The sequence below is a fragment of the Pseudomonas sp. PDM09 genome (assembly GCF_014852305.1).
Taxonomy (GTDB): domain Bacteria; phylum Pseudomonadota; class Gammaproteobacteria; order Pseudomonadales; family Pseudomonadaceae; genus Aquipseudomonas.
Genome location: NZ_JACVBI010000002.1, coordinates 105581 through 130611, shown reverse-complemented (window position 1 = coordinate 130611; position 25031 = coordinate 105581). Strand labels below are relative to the sequence as shown.

General features: G+C 59.3%; 22 protein-coding genes and 1 pseudogene. 11 read left to right on the top strand and 12 right to left on the bottom strand.

What is annotated here, in order from left to right; translation table 11 throughout:
• Positions 1-86 precede the first annotated feature (86 nt).
• Both queF and IB250_RS05175 read right to left on the bottom strand, forming a co-directional pair.
• Entirely contained in the window at positions 87-917 is an 831-nt protein-coding gene (gene queF, locus IB250_RS05180) for an NADPH-dependent 7-cyano-7-deazaguanine reductase QueF (RefSeq protein ID WP_192343292.1), read from the bottom strand.
• Between the two features lie 61 nt (positions 918-978).
• On the bottom strand, positions 979-1515 hold the full coding sequence (locus IB250_RS05175; protein ID WP_192343291.1) for a plastocyanin/azurin family copper-binding protein: 537 nt from the start codon (positions 1513-1515) through the stop codon (positions 979-981).
• A 154-nt stretch (positions 1516-1669) separates the two neighbouring features.
• Here IB250_RS05175 and IB250_RS05170 point away from each other — a divergent pair, with 154 nt between their 5' ends.
• Both IB250_RS05170 and IB250_RS05165 read left to right on the top strand, forming a co-directional pair.
• The gene (locus tag IB250_RS05170; protein WP_192343290.1) at positions 1670-2350 is read left to right on the top strand and encodes a heavy metal response regulator transcription factor; all 681 of its coding nucleotides are present in this window, start codon (positions 1670-1672) and stop codon (positions 2348-2350) included.
• Positions 2350-3699: a heavy metal sensor histidine kinase gene (locus IB250_RS05165; protein ID WP_192343289.1), complete on the top strand. Its 1350-nt coding sequence runs from the start codon at positions 2350-2352 to the stop codon at positions 3697-3699. The genes IB250_RS05170 and IB250_RS05165 overlap by 1 nt, the downstream gene beginning before the upstream one ends.
• A 294-nt stretch (positions 3700-3993) precedes the next feature.
• On the opposite strand, the gene IB250_RS05160 is transcribed toward IB250_RS05165, so the two are convergent.
• Complete coding sequence (locus IB250_RS05160) at positions 3994-4707, bottom strand: FadR/GntR family transcriptional regulator (protein WP_123497997.1); 714 nt, start codon at positions 4705-4707, stop codon at positions 3994-3996.
• A 367-nt stretch (positions 4708-5074) separates the two neighbouring features.
• Between IB250_RS05160 and IB250_RS05155 the strand changes: the two genes are divergently transcribed.
• The gene (locus tag IB250_RS05155) at positions 5075-6421 is read left to right on the top strand and encodes an MFS transporter (RefSeq protein WP_192343288.1); all 1347 of its coding nucleotides are present in this window, start codon (positions 5075-5077) and stop codon (positions 6419-6421) included.
• Positions 6422-6444: 23 nt separating this feature from the next.
• Complete coding sequence (gudD, locus tag IB250_RS05150; RefSeq protein WP_192343287.1) at positions 6445-7788, top strand: glucarate dehydratase; 1344 nt, start codon at positions 6445-6447, stop codon at positions 7786-7788.
• A 205-nt stretch (positions 7789-7993) separates the two neighbouring features.
• Here the strand turns inward: gudD and IB250_RS28595 are convergent.
• Positions 7994-8083 (bottom strand): annotated as a pseudogene (locus tag IB250_RS28595) (hypothetical protein); the annotation flags it as partial.
• Between the two features lie 179 nt (positions 8084-8262).
• Between IB250_RS28595 and ampC the strand changes: the two are divergent.
• The gene (ampC, locus tag IB250_RS05145; RefSeq protein ID WP_192343286.1) at positions 8263-9426 is read left to right on the top strand and encodes a class C beta-lactamase; all 1164 of its coding nucleotides are present in this window, start codon (positions 8263-8265) and stop codon (positions 9424-9426) included.
• 334 nt (positions 9427-9760) lie between these two features.
• Here the strand turns inward: ampC and IB250_RS05140 are convergent, their stop codons facing one another.
• Positions 9761-10294 (bottom strand): DUF4174 domain-containing protein, encoded by a 534-nt coding sequence (locus IB250_RS05140; RefSeq protein ID WP_192343285.1) that lies wholly within the window; start codon positions 10292-10294, stop codon positions 9761-9763.
• A gap of 176 nt (positions 10295-10470) precedes the next feature.
• On the opposite strand from IB250_RS05140, the gene IB250_RS05135 reads away from it, so the two are divergent.
• The gene (locus IB250_RS05135; protein WP_192343284.1) at positions 10471-10839 is read left to right on the top strand and encodes a VOC family protein; all 369 of its coding nucleotides are present in this window, start codon (positions 10471-10473) and stop codon (positions 10837-10839) included.
• An 18-nt stretch (positions 10840-10857) separates the two neighbouring features.
• Here the strand turns inward: IB250_RS05135 and IB250_RS05130 are convergent, their stop codons facing one another.
• The 3 genes from IB250_RS05130 to IB250_RS05120 form a co-directional block, all read right to left on the bottom strand.
• On the bottom strand, positions 10858-12216 hold the full coding sequence (locus tag IB250_RS05130) for an erythromycin esterase family protein (protein WP_192343283.1): 1359 nt from the start codon (positions 12214-12216) through the stop codon (positions 10858-10860).
• 93 nt (positions 12217-12309) lie between these two features.
• Complete coding sequence (locus IB250_RS05125) at positions 12310-13095, bottom strand: sulfite exporter TauE/SafE family protein (RefSeq protein WP_192343282.1); 786 nt, start codon at positions 13093-13095, stop codon at positions 12310-12312.
• 163 nt (positions 13096-13258) lie between these two features.
• Positions 13259-14008, bottom strand: coding sequence for a hypothetical protein (locus IB250_RS05120; protein ID WP_192343281.1), 750 nt, complete (start codon positions 14006-14008; stop codon positions 13259-13261).
• 250 nt (positions 14009-14258) lie between these two features.
• On the opposite strand from IB250_RS05120, the gene IB250_RS05115 reads away from it, so the two are divergent.
• The 3 genes from IB250_RS05115 to IB250_RS05105 all read left to right on the top strand — a co-directional run bounded on the left by IB250_RS05115 (position 14259) and on the right by IB250_RS05105 (position 16859).
• Positions 14259-15407, top strand: coding sequence for an aldose epimerase family protein (locus IB250_RS05115; protein WP_192343280.1), 1149 nt, complete (start codon positions 14259-14261; stop codon positions 15405-15407).
• Positions 15408-15537: 130 nt separating this feature from the next.
• Positions 15538-16359, top strand: a complete 822-nt coding sequence (locus IB250_RS05110; protein WP_192343279.1) for an aldo/keto reductase — start codon at positions 15538-15540, stop codon at positions 16357-16359.
• A 29-nt stretch (positions 16360-16388) separates the two neighbouring features.
• Positions 16389-16859, top strand: a complete 471-nt coding sequence (locus tag IB250_RS05105) for a DUF1810 domain-containing protein (RefSeq protein ID WP_008071147.1) — start codon at positions 16389-16391, stop codon at positions 16857-16859.
• Here the strand turns inward: IB250_RS05105 and IB250_RS05100 are convergent.
• A complete protein-coding gene (locus tag IB250_RS05100; protein ID WP_192343790.1) occupies positions 16824-19184 on the bottom strand; it encodes a DNA polymerase II in 2361 nt (786 codons plus the stop codon). The genes IB250_RS05105 and IB250_RS05100 overlap by 36 nt on opposite strands.
• Before the next feature lie 353 nt (positions 19185-19537).
• On the opposite strand from IB250_RS05100, the gene IB250_RS05095 reads away from it, so the two are divergent.
• Positions 19538-19978 carry a CBS domain-containing protein gene (locus IB250_RS05095; protein WP_008071151.1) on the top strand — a complete coding sequence of 147 codons (441 nt, stop codon included), beginning with the start codon at positions 19538-19540 and terminating at the stop codon, positions 19976-19978.
• A gap of 131 nt (positions 19979-20109) precedes the next feature.
• Here the strand turns inward: IB250_RS05095 and IB250_RS05090 are convergent, their stop codons facing one another.
• A complete protein-coding gene (locus IB250_RS05090) occupies positions 20110-20730 on the bottom strand; it encodes a glutathione S-transferase (RefSeq protein ID WP_192343278.1) in 621 nt (206 codons plus the stop codon).
• Positions 20731-20828: 98 nt separating this feature from the next.
• Positions 20829-21923 (bottom strand): DUF1615 domain-containing protein, encoded by a 1095-nt coding sequence (locus tag IB250_RS05085; protein WP_192343277.1) that lies wholly within the window; start codon positions 21921-21923, stop codon positions 20829-20831.
• Positions 21924-22252: 329 nt separating this feature from the next.
• On the opposite strand from IB250_RS05085, the gene IB250_RS05080 reads away from it, so the two are divergent.
• Positions 22253-23782 (top strand): FAD-dependent oxidoreductase, encoded by a 1530-nt coding sequence (locus IB250_RS05080; RefSeq protein WP_192343276.1) that lies wholly within the window; start codon positions 22253-22255, stop codon positions 23780-23782.
• Positions 23783-23914: 132 nt separating this feature from the next.
• Here the strand turns inward: IB250_RS05080 and hemB are convergent, their stop codons facing one another.
• A complete protein-coding gene (hemB, locus tag IB250_RS05075; RefSeq protein ID WP_192343275.1) occupies positions 23915-24889 on the bottom strand; it encodes a porphobilinogen synthase in 975 nt (324 codons plus the stop codon).
• Between the last annotated feature and the right edge of the window lie 142 nt (positions 24890-25031).

The following is a 25031-nucleotide window of genomic DNA, read 5'->3' as shown; positions in this document are numbered from 1 at the left end:
GCTTGCTCGCGAAAGCGGTCTAGCAGGCACTTTCATGTTGAATGTGCCCACGTCTTCGCGAGCAAGCCCGCTCCCACATTGGAACTTTACTGACGAACCAGCCGATGGTTCGGCAATTGCACTTCTTCCGTGCTGCGATACGGGTTGATGTCCAGCCCGCCACGACGCACATACCGTGCATACACCGTCAGCTTCTCTGGCTTGAGCAACCGTTGCAGGTCGAGGAAAATCCGCTCCACGCACTGCTCATGGAAGTCCGAGTGCTGACGGAAGCTCACGATGTATTCCAGCAAACTCGCATGGTCCAGCGCCGCGCCGCGATACTCCACCGCTACGCTGCCCCAATCCGGCTGACTGGTGACCGGGCAGTTGGATTTGAGCAAATGGCTGTGTACGCACTCTTCAATAATGAGCGACTCATTGCACCGCAGCAGTTCCGGACGCGGATGCTCATAGTTGCTGACGCTGATATCCAGGTCATCGATACACACACCCGGCAACGCCACGACGCCTTCCGCCTCAACATCTTTCAGGCTGCGAATCCGCACGCCCACCGGTTTGCCGGCTGCGGTCGAAAGGTCTTTTGCCAGCGTCGCTTCAAGGCTTGCGGTGTCGGCAAACGCTGTTTGGTTCAGGGAGTTGAGGTACAGCTTGAACGACTTCGATTCGATGATATTCGGCGAATCCGCCGGAATGCTGAATTCGCCAATCGCCACCACGGGTTTGCCGGACGGCAACAGCCAGGACAGTTCGAAGCAGTTCCAGAAGTCCACACCCTTGTACGGCAGGGTTTCAGCCGTCAGGCCCAGCTCGGCCCATTTCGCGGTGCGCGGGATCGGGAACAGCAGGGACGGCGTGTAGGTGGCGATGTATTCGCTGGACTTGCCCAGCGGCGAATGTTCGGCTGCGGGATGCATGACGGAAACCTGACTGAAGAATCAGCGGATTCTACCAGCCTTTGCTCCCGCCTTTGAGTGCTTACTGACTGACTGTCAGTTTGCCGACCATGCCGGCCTGATAGTGACCGGGGATATTGCAGGCAAATTCCAGGTTGGTGGCCTTGGTGAAGGTCCAGGTCAGCTCGGCGGTTTTGCCCGGCTCCACCAGCACACTGTTCGGATCATCGTGTTTCATCCCATGCCCTTTGGAGGAATGATCCATTGTGGCCATGGCGCCGTGGTCCATGGCCTTCATGCCTGTAGGCATCAGCATGCCGCTTTGCTGCATCTGCAGCATTTCCTGCTGGTGCCGGGCATGCATCGCTGCGTCGCCGAGGTTGAATTCGTGCAGTAACTGGCCTTTATTCACCAGTACAAAACGCACGGTTTCTCCGGCCTTGATATCAATCGCCTTGGAAGTGAAGGACATATCGCCCATCACCACTTCAACGCTACGGGTAGCCTTGGTCGCTGCCGCCGGTTGACCGAAGTCGTAGGAATGCGCCGGCGAAGCCTCCAGTCCCAAGCTCAGAGTCAGCAAGCAAGCGGTCAGTACCAGACGATTTTGCAAAAACATAGTCGCTCTCCAACAAGATGAGGTTCAGCTTGTGGGAAACTCTAACCCGCGTGCTCTGCCAGCCACCTGACAGGCAGATTACAACTTTGTCAGGTTGGCCTGTATCGCCGCCGCACACGGTATAACGCAACCGTTCCAACTGCCCGAGTCGCCCATGAAACTGCTGATTGTCGAAGACCAACCGAAAACTGGCCATTACTTGCGTCAGGGCCTGACCGAGGCCGGTTTCCCCACCGAACTGGTGGCCGATGGCAGCTCCGGCCAGCAACTGGCGTTGAGCGGCGATTACGCCTTGTTGATCCTCGATGTGATGCTGCCCGGTCGCGATGGTTGGCAGATTCTGCAAGCAGTGCGCGGCGCGGGCCTCGACACACCAGTACTGTTTCTTACAGCGCGAGACGCTGTGGAGGACAGGGTTCACGGCCTGGAACTGGGTGCCGACGATTATCTGGTCAAGCCGTTCGCCTTCTCCGAACTGCTGGCGCGGGTTCGCAGTCTGCTGCGTCGCGGCAGCGCCACGCCTCAGGAAACCAGCCTGCAACTGGCCGACTTGCGCCTGGACCTGATTCGTCGCCGGGTCGAACGCAACGGTCAGCGCATCGACCTGACCGCCAAGGAATTCGCCCTGCTGGAAATGCTCTTGCGACGTCAGGGTGAAGTTCTGCCCAAGTCGCTGATCGCTTCCCAGGTGTGGGACATGAATTTCGACAGCGACACCAATGTGATCGAAGTGGCGATCCGCCGTTTGCGCCTGAAAATCGACGATGACTTCCCGAACAAGTTGATCCATACCGTGCGCGGCATGGGCTACGTCCTTGAAGAGCGCCCTGCCTGATGCGCCGACTCTCTCTAAGCAATCGTCTGGCGCTGCTGTTCGCAGCTTGCACTGCCGTGGTGTCGTTGTTCGCCGGGGTGTTGTTCAGCCGCGCCAGCGAGGCGCACTTTGTCGAGTTGGACCAGCAGTTGCTGGATGGCAAGCTGATTGGCTTGCGCCGGGCGCTGGATGACATTCCGTCCAGCGAAAGCGAGACCCGACTGGCCGATGAATTGAGCCGACAAGCCGATCTTTCCCTGCGCATCATTGGCAGCGACGGCCAACGCTTGTACGACAGCTCGGCCCGTTTACCCAAAGACTTGCCGCGCCAATTGGGCCTATCAACGATGAGCGATGACGGCACTGACTACCGCGTCCTGAATGCACCGCTGTTCCCCGACAAACCCGATTCACCGCAACTGACCTTGTTGCTGGACATCACCCATCACCAACATTTCCTGCAGCGCATGCAGCATCTGATTTGGCTGACGGTCAGTTTGTCGGCGCTGGCCACTGCTCTGCTCGGAGCCTGGGCCGCACGCAGCGGTTTGCGCCCGTTGCGGCGCATGAGTGCGGTCGCCAGCGGCGTGTCGGCGCAATCGCTCAACGCTCGCCTGCCAGAAGCAGACATGCCGCCAGAGCTCGAGGAACTGGCTTACAGTTTCAACGCCATGCTCGGACGCCTCGACGACTCTTTTCAGCGGCTCTCGGCGTTTTCCGCCGACATCGCCCATGAACTGCGCACACCGCTGTCGAACCTGCTGACCCACACCCAGGTCACCCTCACCCGCCCTCGCCCCATCGAGGATTACCGCGAAGCACTGCACAGCAATCTCGAAGAACTGCAATGGATGGCGCAACTGGTCAATGACATGTTGTACCTGGCCAAGGCTGACCACGGCTTGCTGATGCCCAAGCGCGAAGCGCTGGAACTGGCGGAAGAAGCCGATGTGCTGCTGGAATTTTTTGCGCCGCTGGCCGAGGAAGCTCAGGTGAAATTGAGTCGTGACGGCACCGCGCGCATGCAGGGCGACCGCAGCATGTTGCGCCGGGCGCTGTCCAATCTGCTGGACAATGCACTGCGGTTTACCCCGAGCGGTGGCGAGGTTCGGGTGAAGATAGTTGAGCAGCCGACAGGCCTGAGCCTGACGGTTGAAAACAGCGGGGAAGTGATTTCTGAAGACTTGTTGCCGCGCTTGTTTGACCGCTTCTACCGGGCAGACCCGGCGCGCCGTGAAGGCAGCAGTGAGCATGCGGGGTTGGGATTGGCCATCACCCAGTCAATCATCCGCGCCCATGGCGGGCAGATTCGTTGCGAATCGGATAAGGGATGGACGCGGTTTGTGATTGAGTTGCCGAAGGGGGATTGAGGCCAATAGTGCCCGCGAAGAACGATGACGTAATAAACCTGTACCCACAAAAAACGCGGCCCATTGGCCAATGCCAGTCAGTTAAGGCGCAAATCTATGTGGGAGCGGGCTTGCTCGCGAAGACGGCGGCATAGTCAACATTGATGTCGCCTGATACACCGCTTTCGCGAGCAAGCCCGCTCCCACAGGTTCCGCGCCTTAACTGACTGACATTGGGTCCATCGGCCGGGTTTCGTTTATCGCCTGTCGTCGGACAATCTGCAAAAGGGGTGCTATCAAGGAGACCAACGGCGACTACCGATCAGCCGAAAAGCGGTCGCGGCTGTTAGTCAGGTGTAACCACATTGCCGCCCGCGCCGCATCCGGATCCTGGCGTTTGATGGCGTTTAGAATCGCCTCGTGTTCGAGGTTGGCGAGGTGCCCCAGCTTGCTCAAATCCGCCGACCCGCGCTCGGCGGCATTGACGCGGGTCCGGGGGATCATGGCGCTGCCCAGGTGCTGCATGATCTCGGTGAAACACGCGTTGCCGGTGGCTTCGGCGATCAGCAGATGAAAGCGTTTGTCTGCCTCGACGCAACTGTCGTTGTTGGCCAACAGGCTTTGATAGTCATCCAGCGCTTCACGCATCTGCGCCAACTGCCTGTCTGTGCGACGAACCGCTGCCAGCGCCGCAGCCTGGGTTTCCAGGCCCATGCGCAACTCCAGAATACTGCGCACGCCCAGCGCCGTATCGACATTCAGACGCAACCCCTGATCCGGTGCCCGCTCCAGAACAAAAGTGCCGATGCCGTGACGGGTTTCCACCAGCCCCGAAGCCTGCAACTTCGAGATCGCTTCGCGCACCACCGTGCGACTGACGCCATGCTCCTGAACAATCGAGTTCTCCGACGGCAGCTTATCCCCCGGCACCATCTGACCGAGCAGGATGCTCTGGGTCAGTTTGCTCACCAGATCATGGGCCAGGTTATGGGCACGCTTGCGGGCAGGTGCGTCGATGTCTTCTTGCATGGTGATCATCCGAAAAGCGGGTATCCGGATCGTATCACCGTGCGCGCTTTTCGATGACGGGAATCTCAATAAAACGCTGCTTAACTTGTATGACAACACTCAATATTCACTGTACAAAAAGACGATTTACACCATCGCACCCAAGCGCTCCGTCGCGAAAAAGGGAAATTATCGACTGAAGAAACCCGGGGCAAAACCCAACAAATACGCCACACAAACCCATAAAACGAATAAAAAACCTTCCGCCTAGCACCATTTTGTTGAGTGACAGTACTTGTAGAACAAAAAAACCTAGTTGTATGATGTCTATCAACAACGCAACACCCAGCCACACCCCGCATAAAAATAACGAGTGGGAGAAAAAGCAGTGAATACATCCATATCCGGGATGACCGAGGGCGCCGATTCGGTCCTGAAGTCCGCCATCTCAAAAGTGAAACGCCACGTTCTGCCGCTGTTCGTGATCATGTTCATCGTCAACTACATCGACCGTGTGAACATCGGCTTCGTCCGCGCGCACATGGAGCATGACCTGGGCATTGGCGCTGCCGCCTACGGCCTCGGAGCCGGTCTGTTCTTCATCGGTTACGCGCTGTTCGAAGTCCCCTCCAACATCCTCCTGCAAAAAGTCGGCGCACGAATCTGGCTGACCCGCATCATGTTGACCTGGGGCCTGGTGGCCGCCTGCATGGCGTTCATCCAGAACGAAACCCACTTCTACATTCTGCGGTTTTTGCTCGGTGTGGCCGAAGCCGGTTTCTTCCCCGGGGTGATTTATTACTTCACCCGCTGGTTGCCTGGCGTCGAACGCGGCAAGGCGATTGCGATCTTCCTCAGCGGTTCGGCCATTGCGTCGCTGATCTCCGGCCCGCTGTCCGGGCTGCTGCTGCAAATCAGTGGTTTGGGCATGCACGGCTGGCAATGGATGTACTTCATTGAAGGGATGTTCTCGGTCGGGCTGTGCGTGTTCGTCTGGTTCTGGCTGGACTCCAAGCCCCACGACGCCAAATGGCTGACCCTTCCTGAGCAGGACGCGCTGGTCAAAGCCATCGATGACGAACAACTGGCCCGCGAAGCCGCGACGCCGATCAAACCGTCGCTGGGCACGCTGCTCAAGGATCGCCAGATCATCCTGTTCTGCGTGATCTACTTCTTCATCCAGCTGACCATCTACGCCGCGACCTTTTGGCTGCCGAGCATCATCAAGAAGATGGGCGACCTGAGCGACATCCAGGTCGGGTTGTTCAACTCGATTCCGTGGTTGCTGTCGATCGTCGGCATGTACGCCTTCGCCACACTGTCGGCCAAATGGAAACACCAGCAAGCCTGGGTCGCCGCTGCGCTGCTGATCGCTGCCGCCGGGATGTTCATGTCCACCACGGGCGGGCCGATCTTCGCCTTCGTCGCCATCTGCTTCGCCGCGCTGGGTTTCAAATCGGCATCGTCGCTGTTCTGGCCAATTCCCCAGGCGTACCTGGATGCACGGATTGCTGCGGGTGTGATTGCACTCATCAACTCGGTGGGCAACCTCGGTGGCTTCGTTGCGCCGACCACCTTCGGTCTGCTGGAACAACACACCGGCTCGATTCAGGGCGGGCTGTACGGCCTGGCCGCCACCTCGATCATCGCCGCGATCATCGTTTTCGCCGCGCGTAATAAACCGAAACCTGCACCTGTGGTTGCCCTGGGCAAACCAGCACCTAATCACGCCTGAACATTGGTTGTAAGGACAAAAAAATGACTCCACAAGAAGCCGCAAAAGCCCCGATCATCACCAGCATGCAGGTTGTTCCCGTGGCCGGCCACGATGGCATGCTGCTCAACCTGAGTGGCGCCCACGGCCCGTTTTTCACCCGCAACATCGTGATCCTCAAGGACAACGCCGGCCACACTGGCGTCGGAGAAGTGCCGGGTGGCGAGCGTATTCGTCAGACGCTGGAAGATGCGCGCGCACTGGTGGTCGGCAGCCCGATCGGCACTTACCAGAAGATCCTCAATCAAGTACGCCAGACCTTTGCCGATCGCGATGCCGGCGGTCGCGGCCTGCAGACCTTCGACCTGCGCATCACCATTCACGCGGTCACTGGCCTTGAAGCCGCCCTGCTCGACTTGCTCGGCCAGCACCTGGACGTACCGGTCGCGGCCCTGCTCGGCGAAGGCCAGCAGCGCGACGAAGTGAAGATGCTCGGTTACCTGTTTTATGTCGGTGATCGCAACGAAACCGATCTGGCCTACCGCAGCGAACCGGACGCCGACAACGACTGGTTCCGTGTGCGTCACGAAAAAGCCATGAGCGCCGGCGCCGTGGTGCGCCTGGCGGAAGCTGCCCACGCCCGTTATGGTTTCAAGGACTTCAAACTCAAGGGCGGCGTGTTGAGTGGCGACGAGGAAATCGAAGCGGTCACCGCCCTCGCCGAACGTTTTCCCGATGCGCGCATCACCCTTGATCCGAATGGCGCCTGGTCGCTCAAAGAAGCGATCCGCCTGTGCCGGGATCAGCATCACGTTCTCGCTTACGCCGAAGACCCGTGCGGTGCGGAAAACGGTTACTCGGGCCGTGAAGTCATGGCCGAGTTCCGTCGTGCCACGGGCCTGAAAACCGCGACCAACATGATCGCCACCGACTGGCGGGAAATGGGCCATGCGATCCAGTTGCAGTCTGTGGACATTCCTTTGGCCGACCCACACTTCTGGACCATGCAAGGCTCGGTTCGAGTCGCGCAGATGTGCCACGAATGGGGCCTGACCTGGGGTTCGCATTCCAACAACCACTTCGATATTTCACTGGCGATGTTCACCCACGTCGCGGCGGCTGCGCCGGGTGAGATCACGGCCATCGACACCCACTGGATCTGGCAGGACGGCCAACGCCTGACCAAAGCCCCGCTGCAAATCGTCGACGGCTGCGTGCAGGTGCCGAAAAAACCTGGCCTGGGGGTTGAGCTGGACATGGACCAACTGGCCAAGGCCCATGAGCTATACAAAGGCATGGGGCTGGGCGCGCGGGATGACAGCGTGGCGATGCAGTTTCTGATCCCGGGGTGGAAATTCGATAACAAGCGACCGTGTCTGGTGCGGTAGGCTTCTGAAAGCGCCGTGATCCCTGTGGGAGCGGGCTTGCTCGCGAAGGGGGTGTGTCAGTCAACATTAGTGTTGAATGTGATGGCCCCTTCGCGAGCAAGCCCGCTCCCACAGGGTTTTGTATTAAAGCGAAGCTTGCAGCAGCCAGTTCTTGAACGCGGCCATCGCCGACGTTTCAGGACTCGACTGCAAGCGGGTCAGTCACCTGAAACCACTCCGGCCACTCATCCGTGCGATAGGAGCGCAACAGCGTTTGCTGCAACAGATCGGCCGGTGTGAGCCGCGCAGCGCATTCAGTGGCAGATGAGGTCGAATCATGCCCACTACCAAAATTTTCTAATGGCTCATCTGAAATATCGTCGTTTGTGAGTGTTCGCTAAACTGCATGGATTTGGCTCGCCCAGCAACGGACCGGCTTGAAAAACCGCTCGGAGTGTAGCGGTTAACACCACGAAAAATCATGGAATTGAAACAATGACGAACAAGAGAAATGCGGCCAAGCTGAAGACTCTCGCAGCTTGCGTGGCGCTATTCGGCGCCAGCCATTGTGTTGCTGCGGCGGACCAACCCATCGAGACGATTGTTAACGACGCCGTCCGGCCGGTCATGCAGGCCCAGAGCATTCCCGGCATGGCCGTGGCCATAACGTTCAACGGAAAGCAGCATTACTTTAACTACGGCGTGGCGTCGAAAGAAACCGGGCAACCGGTGGCAAACAACACCCTGTTCGAGATCGGTTCGGTGAGCAAAACCTTCACCGCCACCCTTGCCGCCTACGCGCAGGCGACAGGCAAACTGGCCCTGTCGGACAACGCCAGTCAGGTTTTACCGACATTACGTGGCAGCGCATTTGACAGCATCAGCGTGCTGCAACTCGGCACCTACACCGCCGGTGGTTTGCCCCTGCAATTCCCCAGCGATGCAGACCATCAGGACAAAATGCTCGGCTATTTCAAGCAGTGGAAACCGGCCTATGCCGCCGGCACTCATCGCCTGTATTCAAACCCCAGCCTTGGGTTGTTCGGTTATCTGGCAGCCCACAGCATGGGAGCGCCGTTCGATGAACTGATGGAGAACACCTTGCTGCCCAAACTCGGCCTCAAGCACAGCTACCTCAAGGTGCCGCAGGATCGGATGGCGCTTTATGCCCAGGGTTACAACAAGGACGACAAGCCTGTGCGGGTCGGCCCGGGCGCATTGGATTCTGAAGCGTATGGCGTGAAAACCAGTGCCTCGGACCTGCTTCGTTATGTTGAAGCGAACATGAATCCGGCTTCGCTGGAAAAGCCCTTGCAGCAAGCCATCGCCACCACACATACCGGCTACTACACCGTCGGCGAGATGACTCAAGGGTTGGGATGGGAACTCTACAACTACCCGGTAACGCTCGATACATTGCTGGCGGGCAACTCGTCGCAGATGGCGTTTGAGGCTCATGCAGTCCAACCGCTGAACCCGCCTCAACCGCAACACGATCATGTCCTGATCAACAAAACCGGCTCAACCGGCGGCTTTGGCGCCTACGTCGCCTTTGTCCCGGCGAAGGACATTGGCATTGTGATCCTGGCCAACAAAAACTACCCAAACCCCGAGCGAGTCAAAATCGCCCACAAAATATTGAGTGCGCTGACCAAATAGCCGAGGGTGACGCGCCGTAGCAGCTGCCGAGCCCGCGAGGCTGCGTTCGGCCGCGAAGCGGTCGTCATCCGGTGAATGCCGTTTACCTGAAAGAACGCGGTGACAGACCTTGCGACTGCTTCGCAGCCGAACGCAGCCTCGCGGGCTCGGCAGCTGCTACGGACGTTCGGGGGATAAACGAAAAATGGTCAAGACGCAGATCCTGTGGGAGCGTGGCTTGCCCGCGAAGAACACTGACACGCAGTACCTGAAAAACCGCAGCGCATTCTTCGCGGGCAAGCCACGCTCCCACAGGATTTTCGTCGCTCAAATGTCTTAACTTACCAGCAGAAATTCAATCATCCGGCATCTCAGGCGGTTTGGCGGGCTTCGCCGGTTTGCCCTTTGCGCCTTTGGCCGGTGCAACCTCGGCCACCGGCGCTGGCACCGGTACTGTCGCTTCCTTTTCGGCGGCTGGCAGCGCGTCGATGGTGCTGAAAATCTCTTTCAGCTCGACCACATCCTTTTCAAGCTTCTTTTCGCCGTCCTTGCCGACCAGGATGATTTTGCTCTTCGCCCCGGCGCCCAGTTTCAGCGAACGGATCAACGCCATTGTCGTTTGCGGGTCGAGGTCTTTGCCGTCGCGTTGCCCCATCGTATTGATCACGGTGTACAGCACCATGTTTCGCTCGGTGAAGCCCTTGCGGCTGGCGGGTTCATCCAGCGATTTTTTCAGACTGACCCAGGTGGGATCGACCGAACTGGGCGCGATGACAATCAAGGGACGGGCCCTGCCCACGTCTTTAACCAGAGGGGAGTCGTCATCGGCGGCGAACAAGGGGCCGACGAAAGCCAGCAGAGTAGCCAGGGTCAAAGACCTGATGAGCATGCGCATCTCCTTTTGATATCCACGCTCTAATGATTGCGCATCGCGGCGAACGTTCCGGGTGAGGCGTATTTATGTTCGCCTTGCCCCAAGCTTAGGTCAGGGCGGTCATTGCGCAACAGCCTGAGCTAATCTCATAGCACAACTCGCACCACCTGATTCGCCGTGAGGATTTTTCCATGAGCGCTCAGCTGAACCACACCATCGTCTGGTGCCGTGACAAACAGGTGTCGGCCCGCTACCTGACCGACCTCCTCGGCCTGCCCGATGCCGAGCCGTTCGGGCCGATGCTGGTGGTCAAATTCGATAACGCAGTGTCGCTGGATTTCTATAACAACGACCCGCCGATCGCGTCCCAACACTATGCGTTTCTGATTGGCGACGAAGACTTCGATGCGGCCTTCGCTCGCCTGCAAGCGCGCAAGCAGCCCTGGTGGGCAGATCCTGGCAAACAACGGCCGAATGAGATCAATGAGTACGGCGGTGGCCGGCGGGTGTATTTCGATGACCCGGACGGGCATCTGCTGGAGATTTTTACCCGGGAATAGAGACCCGTCATTGGCGTGTCATATACCGAACGGAAAGGTGTCTTCCTCGTGCTCCATGAACTCAGGCGCCGGCAATGGCGAGACCGCGTGGGTTTTTTCGATCCAGACAAAAGCGTCGAACTGCTCTGCCAGTACGGCCTGAAAGTAATGGCTCTGGCGCTCGGTCCTGGGTCGATAGATGACGCCGATGGCGCGCTCAAGTAATGGCTCAGCCAGTACGTCCAGCAATTCCTCGCTCGGTGACGTCCGCCAGTCGAGCAGTGCTGCGGGAATACCGGTCTGGAGAAACAGTTGTTCCCAACTGTCGGCCAATGCCGGGTTCACCTGTTTGACCTGCATCGGCTCGTCCCAATCGTCGGCGGCGGCGACGGTGCCATGGTCGGTGCCCATGCCGATCAGCACCGCTTGTGAGCCGTAGGCCGTGCGGCACAACTGGCCGATGTTGAATTGCCCCTCCCAGCCCATTTGCGTCGCGGCGGCGTTGCCGATGTGTGAGTTATGCGCCCACACCACCGCTTTGGCGCCTGCCCCGCGATGCACCATCAGGGTTTGCAAGGTGTCGAACATGTGCAGGTCACGCAGGTTCCACGAAGCGGTCGAGCCGCGGTACATGGCGCGGTAATACTGCTCGGCGGCCCGCACCACGCGGGCGTTCTGGGTGGCGCTGAAAAACGCCTCGTCGTCGGCGACCATCGGGTCAAGCCGTTCGCCCAGCAACACATTCAATTGCTCGACCACTGCGTCCTCGCACGTGGCCATGTTGCCCCGCTCAGCGAAATGACCGTACAGCGCCGGGTCGTCATGCCACGGCGTCAGGCAGCTGTAGCGATGGCGGGCCTCTTTTGCCAGCTGCGGATCGGTCTTGTCGAGATAGCCCAGCACTTCGTCGATGGAATGACGCATGCTGTAAACATCCAGCCCCCGAAATTCCACCCGCTGCTCAAGCGCCAAGCCGCGATTATGGTGGTGCAGCCAGCGGGTGAAAGTCTGCACGGCGGTATTGCGCCACATCCAGGTGGGGAATCGGGCAAAGGCCTGTTTTTTCCAGGCAGAGCGGCCCAGGTCGCGGACACATCGGTCGATCTGGCCGGCATCGGGCCAGTCGGCTTCGACCGCGACGATGCCGAAGCCATGTTGCTCGATCAGGCGGCGGGTGATCGCCGCTCGGGTCTGGTAGAAATCCTGGGTGCCGTGGCTGGCTTCGCCGATCAGCACCACGCTGGCATCGCCAAAGCGGTCGAAGAGTTTGCCGAATTCAGGTGAGTCGAGTGCAGGCAACGGCTCGGCATGACGGCGTAGCACCTCGGCCGCGTTGCCGGGTGGCTCGCTGCGGGGGCGGCGGAACCGTCGTAGAAGATCGTTTACGGGGCTGTTCATGGACGTCATGACCTCATCTGAACGTGGTCATAATTTTGACTACGCCAGTGAGGGCATGATTCCGCTAAATTCAGTGATCTATACGGTGCCGGATCAGAACGCCAGCTTGTAGCCGATCAGCACCAGCATCGTGGCCAGGCATGGACGCAGCAGTTCGTCGGAGATACGCCCGGTCAAATGGCTGCCCAGGTAAATCCCCGGCAGCGAACCGACCAGCAAGTAACCCAAAATATGCCAATCCATGTTGCCCATGCTCGCATGGCCCAGGCCGGCGACCAGGGTCAGGGGCACCGCGTGAGCGATTTCGGTGCCGACCAGGCGGCGGGTAGGCAGCATCGGGTACAGAATGAACAGCGCTACTGTGCCCAGAGCGCCAGCGCCGATGGAGGTCAGGGCCACCATGGCGCCAAGGACCAATCCGGTGATGACGGTCAGTGCATTCAACCGGGGCCCGCTAGGGTTGTAGTAGCCGCCAGCCCGTTTGTGGGCGAAATCGAGCAAGCGTTTTTTGAAGAAAATGGCCAGCGCCGTGGCGAACAATACGAAGCCCAGGGCTTGTTTGATAACGGCGTTCATCGCATCGGGCGAGGTCTGCAAGCTGCTCAAAAACCACAGCGTCAGCGCCACCGCCGGCACACTGCCAAGGGTCAGCCAACCAGTGATCGCCCAGTCGATGTTCTTGTTCTTGCGATGAACCAGCACACCACTGGATTTGGTAATGGCCGCGTACAGCAAGTCCGTGCCCACCGCCGTCGCCGGGTTGACGCCGAACCACAGCAGAATCGGCGTCATCAACGAACCGCCTCCGACGCCGGTCATGCCGACAATAAAGCCGACCACCAGACCTGCAACGACCAACCCGAAATTACCGAATTCCATTAATACGCCCAGAGAATCGCAGGAGAATAACCGGCTCGCAGCATAGCGATTTTTCTTATAACCAGTTATATCGATACGGTCTATCGTTATGCCAACTCATTGAGGTGGAACACAGTTTTCCCTCTCCACCACATCCCCCTTGTGTGCGGGTTCAGCACTCGTTTTACTGCACCGGCAAAAAATTCAGGAACAGCAAACTCTGGGCATAGTTGAGGCCGATCCGCCGGTAGCGTTCGTCGAGCATCTGGGTCAGCAGGTCCAGCCGCGCGACGATTTTGCCGAACTCCACGGCAAAGCTCAGGTTGCTGCCCTCCTCCGAGATTTCGTTGGAAAACAATAAGGGCTCGCCTTGCTTGTTTTGCCGCTGACTCAAAATCCAGGTGGCTTTCTCGATATTGCGCGCGGCATTGCTGACGAAGGTCGGGTTGATCGCATCCGTCATGTAGAACTCCAGCCGATTGCCATGAGCGGTGACCAGCATGCTGCCGATGGCATAGATAAAGGCACCGACCCGGTCGCCGAGAAATCCCGGGCTCATGGCGTAACTCAACGCGGCGAGGTCTTTTTTGCCGCCGAGAGTGGGTAGCGGCTCTTGCTGTTCGATGGCCATGCGCACTTGTTTTTCCGCGGTGCCGACATCGAGGAAGCCGGATTTCTTCAGCTCCTGCGGGTTGCGCAGGTAGAGCTTATTCATCAGCAGGTAGAGGCTTTCGAGGTTGTCACGCATCGTCAGGGTCGCCATGCGGTCGACGCTGGTCTGGAGGAATTCCTGGGGTTGGCCGTTGCGAAACTGGCTGACGATATCGTTGCCCGGCTGATGGCTGCAGCCACTGGCGAAGAGCATCGACAGGCCTGTCAGCAGCCAGCAATAACGGCGAATGTGCGGGGTAAAGCGGGGTAAAACTCGAGCCATGGGTTCTTGAACTTGGGCATGGGCCGGCGGTGGGGATCGCCGCGGGCTGGCCAAGGATAGAACCGCGAAAGCCGAAAAAGTGCAGTGCCGGTAGTCCGTAAACGCGGATCACCGTGAAAACGGCTCCGCATTAGTCATACTTTATAATTGCAACATTGCATAGATAAGCTATAAATCCTTCCTTGATCGCGTTAAAACTCGATTATTAGTATGACTACTTCTCACAAAACAACAAAAAGGAAGGTCAACCATGCTTCAATCTCGTTACCTGCTCTCCGGCCTCGGACTGTCCCTGATGATCGCCACCCTCCCCGCTCACGCCGCTGGCTTGTCCAGCGAACAGAAAGCCTTCGGCAAAACCAATGACGGCACGCCCGTCGAGCAATACATCTTGCGCAACAGCCATGGCCTGCAAGCCACGGTCATTACCTACGGCGGGATTCTGCAGTCGCTGAAAGTGCCGGACAAAAACGGCAAGCTCGACGATGTGGTGCTGGGCTTCGACGACGTGCAGGGTTACCAAAGCGGCACCGCGTACTTCGGCGCGACCATTGGCCGCTTCGGCAATCGCCTGGCCAACGGTGCCTTCGAGCTGGACGGCAAGCGCTATCAGGTGCCACTCAACGACGGCAGCAATTCACTGCACGGCGGGGCGCAGGGTTTTGATAAACGGGTGTGGAAAGCCGAACCGAGCAAAGGCAAGGATTCGGTGGGCGTGACCCTGACGTATCTGTCGGCGGGCGGTGAGATGGGTTTCCCGGGCAACCTGAAAACCGAAGTCACCTACAGCCTCACCGAGAACAATGAGCTGCGCATCGAGTACAAGGCCAGCACCGACCAACCCACCGTGCTGAACCTGACCAACCACAGTTACTTCAATCTGGCCGGCGCGGGCAACGGCGACGTACTGAAGCAACTTGCGACTTTGCATGCAGCCCGTTACACGCCGGTCAACGGCAAACTGATCCCCACCGGTGAACTGGCCCTAGTCGCCGGCACACCCATGGACTTCACCCAACCGACCGCCATCGGTCAACACATCAAGGCTGATCACCCGCAACTGAAATTCGCCGAACCGAAACAAGGCGGTTTCGATTTCAACTGGGTGCTGGACGCCAAGGGTGATCTGGGCAAACTCGCCGCCGATGTCAGCGATCCGCAATCCGGCCGCCGGTTGCAGCTCTACACTACCGAGCCCGGCGTGCAGTTCTATACCAGCAACTTCCTTGATGGCACAGTCAAGGGCAAGGCTGGCAAGGTTTATCCGCATTGGGGGGCGTTTACTCTGGAGACTCAGCATTATCCGGATTCGCCGAACCAGCCGAACTTCCCGTCCACACGGCTGGATCCGGGCAAGCGCTATACCCAGACTACGGTGTACAAGTTTTCTACCCTGTAGGTCATAAGATCAAAAGATCGCAGCCTTCGGCAGCGCCTACAGAGGCTGCGATCTTTCGAGATGTCCACGGAACCACCGGGCCATTTTGCTGCCAACTGAAGTATCGATCGGACTTTCGAAAGGAGGATGCATGCGTACTCTTGAGCTGGCCGGCAGCCAAGTGCCGGTCATCGGCCAAGGAACCTGGCGCATGGGAGAGGAACGCTCCCGACACACAAAGGAAGTTGCAGCGTTGCGTTTGGGCATCGAATTGGGCATGACCCTGATCGACACCGCTGAAATGTACGCTGAAGGAGGCGCTGAAGAGGTGGTGGGTGAAGCCATCGCAGGCCTTCGCGACCAGGTTTTCCTGGTCAGCAAGGTCTATCCCTTCAACGCCAGCCGCAAAGGCATCCCCCAGGCCTGCGAGCGTAGCCTGCGGCGGTTGAATACCGATTACATCGATCTCTACCTGTTGCACTGGCGCGGCGACTATCCCCTTGCGGAAACCGTCGAAGCCTTCGAACGCCTGCGCGAAGATGGCAAGATCGGCCGTTGGGGCGTGTCCAATTTCGACCTGGATGACCTGGAAGAACTGGCCTCCCCGGCCTGCGCCACCAATCAGGTGCTGTATAACCTGGAAGAACGCGGCATCGAGTTCGATTTGCTTCCCTGGAGCCAACATCAAAAGATGCCGGTAATGGCTTATTGTCCGATCGGCCAGGGCGGGCACATGCTGGCCAACTCGACGCTCAAGCAGATTGCCGCCCGTCACGAGGCGACACCGGCGCAGGTAGCGCTGGCATGGATTCTGCGTCAGAACGGCGTGATCGCCATCCCCAAAGCGGTCCGCCCCGAGCATGTGCAGCTCAACGCACAAGCGGCGCAGTTGCGGCTTGAAGTCGGGGATCTGGAGGCGCTGGACCAAGCGTTTCGCGCGCCACAACGTAAGCAGCGGTTGGCCATGGTCTGAGCCATCGCGGTTTGTCAGAGGGCATCGGCATGAGAAGTACCGATCAGCTCGACGCTTTCAACTTGCCACGCTTCGTTCAGGCGCAAGACCCTGTGTTCGAGTGGGTACAGGAAGAGCTGCGCGCCGGCCAGAAGCGCCGGCACTGGATGTGGTTTATCTTTCCGCAGTTTTCCGGGTTGGGCGACAGCGAGATGTCCCGCTACTTTGCCATTCGCTCCAGTGAAGAAGCCACGGCGTACCTGAAGCATCCGTTACTGGGGCCACGCTTGCGCATGTGCACGCAACTGGTTCTGGACATTCCTCAAAGCTCGATCGCCAAGATTTTCGGCCATCCCGACAACCTCAAATTTCACTCATCGATGACACTGTTCGCCCAGGTTTCGCCCAAAGGCAGCCTGTTCCATCAGGCGCTGGATCAATATTTTCACGGCATACCGGATGACTGGACGTTGTCGCTGCTGGACTCAAAACAAGCCCAACTGCCCCCCAATCAGCGTTGAGAAATCGTCATCCACGAACGGCAGGATTGCATCCGCCACCGGCTGCAGCTGCCGGGTGACGTAATGGTCGTAGTCGATGGGCGCGCTGCGGATTTCCAGCGGCTCGGGGCCGGCGACGGTGATGACATAACTGATCCAGCCGCCGTTCTGATATTGCCGCGGACGTCCCTGCTGGTCGTTGTAGTCGTCGGCGATCCGCGCGGCCCGCACGTGGGGCGGCACGTTACGTTGATAGTCGTCGAGGGTACGGCGCAGGCGTTTGCGATAGATCAGGCGCTCGTCGAACTCACCGGCCAACGTCTTGCGCACATAGTCGCGCACGTAATCCTGATAGGGCTTGCGATTGAAGATGCGCAGGTACAACTCCTGCTGGAATTGCCGGGCCAACGGCGACCAGTCGGTGCGCACGGTTTCCAGGCCCTTGTAGACCATTTCATCGGTGCCATCGTCGCGGGTGACCAATCCGGCATAGCGCTTCTTGCTGCCCTCCTCGGCACCGCGAATGGTCGGCATCAGAAAGCGCTTGTAGTGGGTTTCGAACTGCAACTCCAGGGCACTTTCCAGCCCGTATTCCTGTTTCACATGCTCGCGCCACCACTGGTTGACGTGGTCCACCAGCGCATGGCCGATCTGCGCGGCTTCTACCTGACCGTGGGCGCGGCGCAGCCAGACGAAGGTCGAGTCGGTGTCGCCATAGATCACCGCGTGGCCTTGGGCTTCGATCAACTGGCGAGTACGCAGCATGATCTCGTGACCGCGCAAGGTGATGGACGAGGCCAGTCGTGTATCGAAGAAGCGGCAACCGCTGGAACCCAGCACGCCGTAGAAGGCATTCATGATGATCTTCAAGGCCTGGGACAACGGCGCATTGTGTTCGCGCTTGGCGGTTTCACGACCTTCGGCAACCCGGGCGACGATGGCCGGCAGGCAATGCCGGGTTCTAGAAAAACGTGCACCGCGAAAGCCCGGCACCGACTCGCTGTCATCAGGATGCTTGAGCCCTTCGATCAAGCCCACCGGGTCGATCAGAAAAGTGCGGATGATCGACGGATAAAGGCTTTTGTAGTCGAGCACCAGCACCGATTCGTACAGCCCGGGCTGCGAGTCCATGACAAAACCGCCGGGGCTGGCCTCCGGTGGTTTGCCGCCGAGGTTCGGTGCGACGAAACCCTGACGGTGCATCAACGGCATATACAGGTGAGTGAACGCCGCCACCGAGCCACCACTGCGGTCCGCCGGCAAACCGGTAACGCTGGCGCGCTCGAGCAGGAAGGTCAGCAATTCGGTCTTGGCGAAGATCCGCGTCACCAGTTCGCAGTCCTTGAGGTTGTACTTCGCCAGGGCCGGTTTGTCCTCGGCGAACATGCGATTGATTTCGTCCATGCGCTGGTACGGATTGTCGATTGACTTGCCCTCGCCCAGCAGGGTTTGTGCGACGTTTTCCAGGCTGAACGAGGGGAAGCTCCAGGTCGCCGAACGCAGCGATTCGATGCCATCGATGATCAATCGGCCGGCAGCCGAAGCGAAGTAATGGTTGCCACTGCCGTGTTCGCGCCACTGCATTTCTTCGCCGCCACGCCCCAGCTTCAGCGGCACCGCCAAGCGCCGAGCATGTTCGTGAAGTACGCGCAGATCGAACTGCACGACGTTCCAGCCAATGATGGCGTCGGGATCGTGCCGGGCGAACCATTCATTGAGCTTTTTCAGCAGCAGGGTTCGCGAGTCGCAGTATTCGAGCTGGAAATCCACCCCACTGTCATCGCCATTGGGCGGCCCGAGCATGTACACCTGCCGCTCGCCGCAGCCTTCCAGGGCAATGGAATACAACTCGCCCTGAGCGGTGGTTTCGATGTCCAGCGAGACCAGTCTGAGCTTCGGTCGGTAGCCGGGGTCGGGTTTCATTTGCGCGTCGAGCAGCAGACCTTCCGCGCCGGGCGTGCCGCCGAACAAAACGGGGGCGGTGATGAAACGCTCCATCATGTAGCGTTCCGGCGGGCGGATATCGGCTTCGAATACATCGACGCTTGATCTGCGCAGCGCGGTTTCCAGGCGCATCAACTGACCGTGCTGCTGGCAATACAGGCCGAGCACCGGACGATGTTCGAAGTCCAGAAGGGCTAAGGGCCTCAGCTCGACGTTTTTCTCGCCGCGCAGCAGCGCTTCGGCGTGCTCACGCTGGGCTGCCGGAATGAACGCTACCGACGGTTGATGCGCCAGGCGGACACGCCGGGGACCGGCATCGGTCGCCAGCCAGAACTCGACTTCCGTGCCGGCCGGGGTATCGCGCCAATGCCGGGTCAGGACGAAGCCCTGCTGTAAATCCACCACTGCAACCTCAACGATCTGATTCAAGAGGTAATTCTACGCGTGATCGACCTGGCATTGGGGCAAGCCCTGATACCTGTCAGTTAAGGACTGAACACCGCAGAACCTGTGGGAGCGAGCCTGCTCGCGATAGCGTCGTGTCAGACTACATTGATGCCGGATGTACCGCCGTCATCGCGAGCAGGCTCGCTCCCACAGGTTCTGCGCCTCAACTTACCGGCATCAGGGGCGGACATTTACAAAGAAAAATCACTGAATGACGCTTTTTGCGCGGTATCTGCCGCTTTCTGCCTTGCTCTGTGAGCGCGTCTCTACGATTCTTCAAGAACAACGACAACACCCGAGAATCCGCCATGAAAACCGTCGCCCAACTGCTCAAGTTAAAGGCCCAACAGAATCAGCAAGTCCACTCAATTGCACCGCATCAAATGGTGCTGGAAGCGCTGATGGTGATGGCCGCAAAAAACGTCGGCGCGTTACCGGTGCTGAAAGAGGGAAAGGTCGTCGGCATCATCAGCGAGCGGGACTATGCGCGCAAACTGGTGCTGAAGGGGCGCTCCTCGGTTGGCACACCGGTCAGCGACATCATGGTGGCGCCGGTCATCACCGTGGACACCCATCAAACCGTCGAAACCTGCATGGGCATCATGTCCGAAAAGCGCCTGCGGCACTTGCCGGTAGTGGAAAACGGCGAGTTGATCGGCTTGCTGTCCATCGGTGACCTGGTCAAGGAAGCCATTGCCGAACAGGCTGAACTGATTCGCCAGTTGGAGCAGTACATTCGCGGCGAGTGATTCCAGCACACCGCAAATCCCCTTGTGGGAGCGGGCTTGCTCGCGAAAGCGGTATGTCAGTCAATAGTTATGGTGACTGATACACCGCTTTCGCGAGCAAGCCCGCTCCCACATTTTGATTGGCGGTGTTCTTACGGCCAGTGCCGCGCGAAAACCGGCGCCAATGCAGGGTGCCGGTCGAAGCGTTCGAGCCAGGCGGAAAACCCCGGCCGCGCAACGCGCAAGTGTTCTCGGGTACCCGCCCAACGCGTTACCACCGCCGCCAGAATATCCAGCGCGCCCGGCGCTCCCTCGCCCAGGTACAACTTGCCGGCGAACTGATCGGCAAACACCTCCCAACTCCAGTGCAGGCGCTGGCGGGCACCGGCTATAAGGTTTTCCCTGGATGATTCGTCCGCCTCGGCCAGCCAGCGCTCGGGGTAGTCGATGATGCCGATGGCGGCATAGCAATTGCTGACGATGTACACCAGACCCCGAATAACCTGATCACGCTTGAGCGGGTTTTCCGGCAGCAGGTTCGACTTCGGGAACGTCAGGCCCAGGTGAATCAGGATGGCCGCACTCTCGGTCAGAACGCCGCCATCGGGCAATTGCAGAGTGGGAATTTGCTTGAGCGGGTTGAGTTTCTCCAATGCCTGAACCGTCTCCGGGGACGATGAAACATCGATGAAGCGATAAGGCACCTCGCATAGCTCCAACGCCGCTTCGATGGCGGCCGCACCCGAGTTCTGATGTCCGTAAAGCTGATACATGACTAAATCTCCTCTGCGACTCTCTCTTTGTAGCAGCTGCTGAAGATTGCGTTCGAATTGTCAGTCAAGCGTTGGTTTTTTGACCATTTTCGGTCCACTCACACCCCCGCACGCTTCATACAGCGCTGATAGCGCTCATCGACCCGCTTGGCGAACCATGCCGTGGTGAGTTTGCGGGTGATTTTCGGGCTTTGCAGCACAATCCCCGGCAATACCGCACGGGGTAATGGCCGGCCTTCAGCCTGTTCGGCCAAGGCGAAAACCCTCCGATACAGCTTGGTGTCCTCGAATTCGAGGCCTTTCCCCTCCTCCAATTGATCCCGAATGGTCATGTTGCGCATGTCCAATTGCTTGCCGAGGGTGCGCACCGCCAATTCCGTAGCGCCAGGCATGATCGAACCGTAGCGCACCAGATCGCCATCCAGCGCCAGCGGGATGCCGGTCGCACGACTTACCGCGTTCTGAAACGCCGCATTACGGCTGGCATACCAACCGGCATTGAAATCGGCGAAGCGATACAGCGGTTGCTTGTAGCTCACCGGGTAACCGAGCAAGTGGGCAATACCGAAATACAGGCCACCGCGACGCGTAAACACTTCGCGGCGAATCGAGCCGTCCACCGGGTAGGGATAAGCCCGCGCCTGCTGCTCGGCGAAGTCGATGCTGACCTGCATCGGCCCGCCGGTGTGCACCGGGTTGAAACCATCGAACAACGTCCGCCCCATGGGCACCATGCCGATGAAATCATCGAAAATCGCGCTGAGTTCTCTTTCACTGCGCGCGGCATTCAGCCGGTCGCTGTAACTTTTGCCATTGGGTGAACTGACCTGCAAGGCACCGCTCACCAGCAGGCCGGGGATGTGAGCCTTGGCGGCGCGGCGGTCGATCTCGTCCCGGGCGATTTTGCCCAGGCCCGGCACCCGCGGATCAGCCTGAAACGTCGACTCCTGCTCAGTGACCGCGAGTACCGAACACAGGTTTTGCGTGGTCGGCGAAATGTTCTGGGCAGCAAATGCCGCGTAGATATCCATGGCCCAGCCTTGGCGATCGACCGTCTTGGCCGGCAACAGGCGCATGATCTCTGCCTTGACCTCGGCGGGCTTGCGGGCCAGCGGTTCCTGCGTGCGTTGACTACCGCAACCGGCCAGAACCAACAGTGCCGCGACGCTCATGATCAATCGATTGACTTGCATGGTGCTCCATCAAAATCCGTTGAGCCGGGTTAACCATACGATCAATGGCATGGCGCAGGCTATGACTGTGGCAGTCGCGGACTGTTCCCCCTTAGCGCTGTAGCAGCTGTCGAGCTTGCGAGGCTGCGTTCGGCTGCGCAGCAGTCGTAAAACCAGAGATTGCGGTGCGTCAGGCAGACCGCGTCAATCGGATTCACGACTGCTTCGCAGCCAAACGCAGCCTCGCAAGCTCGACAGCTGCTACACGCGTGGTTTTCCGTTGGGCAGCCGGGAGGCCAGTGCATTCGGGCTGAACCATACTTGATCCACATACTGCGGAGGACAGGCTCATGAACCGTAGCGACGTGCTGATCATCGGCGCCGGCCCGACCGGGCTGGTACTGGCGCTGTGGTTGAGCAAACTGGGGGTTCGGGTACGGATTATCGACAAGACGTCGGAACCCGGCACCACTTCACGTGCGCTGGCGGTACAGGCGCGAACGCTTGAACTGTATAGCCAGCTCGACCTCAGCGACGCCGTTGTGCAAAACGGCCATAAAGTGGCCGCCGCGAATTTCTGGGTCAAGGGTGAACCGGTCGCACGCCTGCCGCTGAGCACCATCGGCGAGGGTCTGACGCCCTACGCGTTTCTGGAAATGTATCCGCAAGACGAGCACGAACGCCTGCTGATCGAACGCCTGGAGGCCTTCGGTATTAAAGTGGAGCGCGATACCGAACTGCAAAGCTTCGAGGAAACCGGCGACGGCATCACCGCCCGGCTGCGCTTGCCCGATGGCCAGCAGGAAACCTGTCAGGCCTGTTACCTCGCAGGCTGCGATGGCGCCCGGTCGATTGTGCGCAAGACGCTGGACACCGGTTTTCCGGGCGGCACCTACCAGCAGATTTTCTACGTGGCGGACGTGCAGGCTCGTGGCCCCACGTTCAACGGTGAACTGCATGTAGACCTTGATGAAGCCGACTTCCTCGCCGTATTCCCCTTGGCCGGCGAAGGTCGCGCCCGACTGATCGGCACGGTTCGCGACGAGCGCGCCGACCGTGCCGAAACCCTCCAGTTTGCAGACGTCAGCAGCCGGGCCATCGAGCATCTAAAAGTGCAGATCGATCAGGTGAACTGGTTCTCGACTTACCGCGTGCATCACCGGGTTGCGGATCACTTTCGCACGGGGCGCGCGTTTCTGTTGGGTGACGCCGCCCATGTCCACAGCCCGGCGGGTGGCCAAGGCATGAACACCGGGATTGGCGATGCGATCAATCTGGCCTGGAAACTCGCGGCGGTGTTAAGCGGTGGCGCCTCGGCCAAACTGCTCGACAGTTATGAAACCGAACGCATCGCCTTTGCCCGGCGATTGGTGGCGACTACCGACCGGGTATTCAGTTTCGTCACCGCCGAAGGGCGAATTGCCGACGTGCTGCGCACCCGTGTGGCACCCTTTTTGATCCCGAAAATGACATCGCTGGAAGCCGCTCGGGAGTTCCTGTTTCGCACGGTGTCGCAAACCACCCTCAACTATCGCGGCATGCCGTTGAGCGAAGGCGTTGCTGGCCATGTTCACGGCGGTGATCGCCTGCCTTGGGCCCACGACGGTGAAGGGGACAATTTCGAGTCGCTGAAAAATCCGACCTGGCAGGTGCATGTGTATGGCGACACCAGCGACGAAATGATCGCCTGGTGCACCGAGCATCACCTGCCGTTGCAGGTGTTCGACTGGCGGCCGGCGTTTGAAGCGGCGGGACTCACACGCAACGGGTTTTACCTGTTGCGGCCGGATACCTATGTAGCGATTGCGGACTACAGCGCCGATCCGAAGGTGATCGAGCGGTATTTCCGGGACCGTGAAATTCGGCCGTTCTTCGGCTGAAGATCTTTTGATGATCGTTCCCACGCTCTGCGTGGGAATGCAGCCAGGGGCGCTCCGCGTCCCAACAAGCGTGACGCGGAGCGTCACAGGAGGCATTCCCACGCAGAGCGTGGGAACGATCTTTCAAAACAGTTAGATCCCGGCCAGGGCCAGGTCCATCGCGAAGTAGGTGAAGATCAAATCCGCCCCGGCCCGTTTGATCGCCCCCAGGCTCTCACGCACCACTCGGTCCTCATCAATCGCCCCGGCCTGGGCGGCGAATTTGATCATCGCGTACTCGCCACTCACCTGATACGCCGACAGCGGCAAACGCGAGGCTTCGCGGATGTCGCGGATGATGTCCAGGTACGCGCCGGCCGGTTTGACCATCAGCGCGTCGGCGCCTTCCTGTTCGTCCATCAGCGATTCCCGCACGGCTTCGCGGCGGTTCATCGGGTTCATCTGATAGCTTTTACGGTCGCCCTTCAGCGCACTGCCGCCGGCCTCGCGGAACGGGCCATAAAGCGCCGAAGCGAATTTGGTCGAATAGGCCATGATCGCGGTCTGGCTGAAACCCGCTGCATCAAGCGCCCGGCGGATGGCCTGGACCTGCCCGTCCATGGCCGCCGACGGTGCGATCACATCAGCGCCAGCGCGGGCAGCGGCTACGGCTTGTTTGCCGAGGTTGATCAAGGTCTGGTCGTTGTCGACTTCGTGGTGGTGCAGCACGCCGCAGTGGCCGTGGTCGGTGTACTCACAAAAACAGGTGTCGGACATCACGATCATTTCCGGCACGGCGTCTTTGGCGATGCGCGACATGCGTGACACCAAGCCATTGTCGCTCCAGGTATCACTGCCATTGCTGTCCAGATGATGGGACACGCCAAACGTCATCACCGACTTGATCCCGGCCCGAGCGTAACGCTCGATCTCGCCAGCCAGCTTCGACTCGGGAATGCGCATCACCCCGGGCATGCTCTTGATCGGCACGAAATCGTCGATTTCTTCCTCGACGAAAATCGGCAGCACCAGATCATTCAAGCTGAACTCGGTTTCCTGGAACAGGCTGCGCAGGCTCGCATTGCGGCGCAGACGGCGTGGACGTGCTTCGGGGAACTGACTGGGCATGGGTCTTCCTGAAAAAACGGCGGAAAAGACGAAACTTATAGGAGGCGAAGCTTATGCCCTGCAAGGCGCGGCGCACAAACCTCGATCGCTCAAGACTGCGTTGCCGCGGCGGCAACAATCCCCGCATCCAGCACAGAACCCT

What these genes read in the sequence shown, in the direction of transcription:
- IB250_RS05085 (WP_192343277.1), bottom strand. Translation starts at nt 21,923, where the DNA reads ATGCAAGTCAATCGATTGATCATGAGCGTCGCGGCACTGTTGGTTCTG.
- IB250_RS05120 (WP_192343281.1), bottom strand. Translation starts at nt 14,008, where the DNA reads ATGGCTCGAGTTTTACCCCGCTTTACCCCGCACATTCGCCGTTATTGC.
- IB250_RS05135 (WP_192343284.1), top strand. Translation starts at nt 10,471, where the DNA reads ATGAGCGCTCAGCTGAACCACACCATCGTCTGGTGCCGTGACAAACAG.
- IB250_RS05140 (WP_192343285.1), bottom strand. Translation starts at nt 10,294, where the DNA reads ATGCTCATCAGGTCTTTGACCCTGGCTACTCTGCTGGCTTTCGTCGGC.
- IB250_RS05170 (WP_192343290.1), top strand. Translation starts at nt 1,670, where the DNA reads ATGAAACTGCTGATTGTCGAAGACCAACCGAAAACTGGCCATTACTTG.
- IB250_RS05165 (WP_192343289.1), top strand. Translation starts at nt 2,350, where the DNA reads ATGCGCCGACTCTCTCTAAGCAATCGTCTGGCGCTGCTGTTCGCAGCT.
- IB250_RS05160 (WP_123497997.1), bottom strand. Translation starts at nt 4,707, where the DNA reads ATGCAAGAAGACATCGACGCACCTGCCCGCAAGCGTGCCCATAACCTG.
- queF (WP_192343292.1), bottom strand. Translation starts at nt 917, where the DNA reads ATGCATCCCGCAGCCGAACATTCGCCGCTGGGCAAGTCCAGCGAATAC.
- hemB (WP_192343275.1), bottom strand. Translation starts at nt 24,889, where the DNA reads ATGCCCAGTCAGTTCCCCGAAGCACGTCCACGCCGTCTGCGCCGCAAT.
- IB250_RS05125 (WP_192343282.1), bottom strand. Translation starts at nt 13,095, where the DNA reads ATGGAATTCGGTAATTTCGGGTTGGTCGTTGCAGGTCTGGTGGTCGGC.
- IB250_RS05105 (WP_008071147.1), top strand. Translation starts at nt 16,389, where the DNA reads ATGAGAAGTACCGATCAGCTCGACGCTTTCAACTTGCCACGCTTCGTT.
- IB250_RS05095 (WP_008071151.1), top strand. Translation starts at nt 19,538, where the DNA reads ATGAAAACCGTCGCCCAACTGCTCAAGTTAAAGGCCCAACAGAATCAG.
- IB250_RS05110 (WP_192343279.1), top strand. Translation starts at nt 15,538, where the DNA reads ATGCGTACTCTTGAGCTGGCCGGCAGCCAAGTGCCGGTCATCGGCCAA.
- ampC (WP_192343286.1), top strand. Translation starts at nt 8,263, where the DNA reads ATGACGAACAAGAGAAATGCGGCCAAGCTGAAGACTCTCGCAGCTTGC.
- gudD (WP_192343287.1), top strand. Translation starts at nt 6,445, where the DNA reads ATGACTCCACAAGAAGCCGCAAAAGCCCCGATCATCACCAGCATGCAG.
- IB250_RS05080 (WP_192343276.1), top strand. Translation starts at nt 22,253, where the DNA reads ATGAACCGTAGCGACGTGCTGATCATCGGCGCCGGCCCGACCGGGCTG.
- IB250_RS05115 (WP_192343280.1), top strand. Translation starts at nt 14,259, where the DNA reads ATGCTTCAATCTCGTTACCTGCTCTCCGGCCTCGGACTGTCCCTGATG.
- IB250_RS05130 (WP_192343283.1), bottom strand. Translation starts at nt 12,216, where the DNA reads ATGAACAGCCCCGTAAACGATCTTCTACGACGGTTCCGCCGCCCCCGC.
- IB250_RS05175 (WP_192343291.1), bottom strand. Translation starts at nt 1,515, where the DNA reads ATGTTTTTGCAAAATCGTCTGGTACTGACCGCTTGCTTGCTGACTCTG.
- IB250_RS05090 (WP_192343278.1), bottom strand. Translation starts at nt 20,730, where the DNA reads ATGTATCAGCTTTACGGACATCAGAACTCGGGTGCGGCCGCCATCGAA.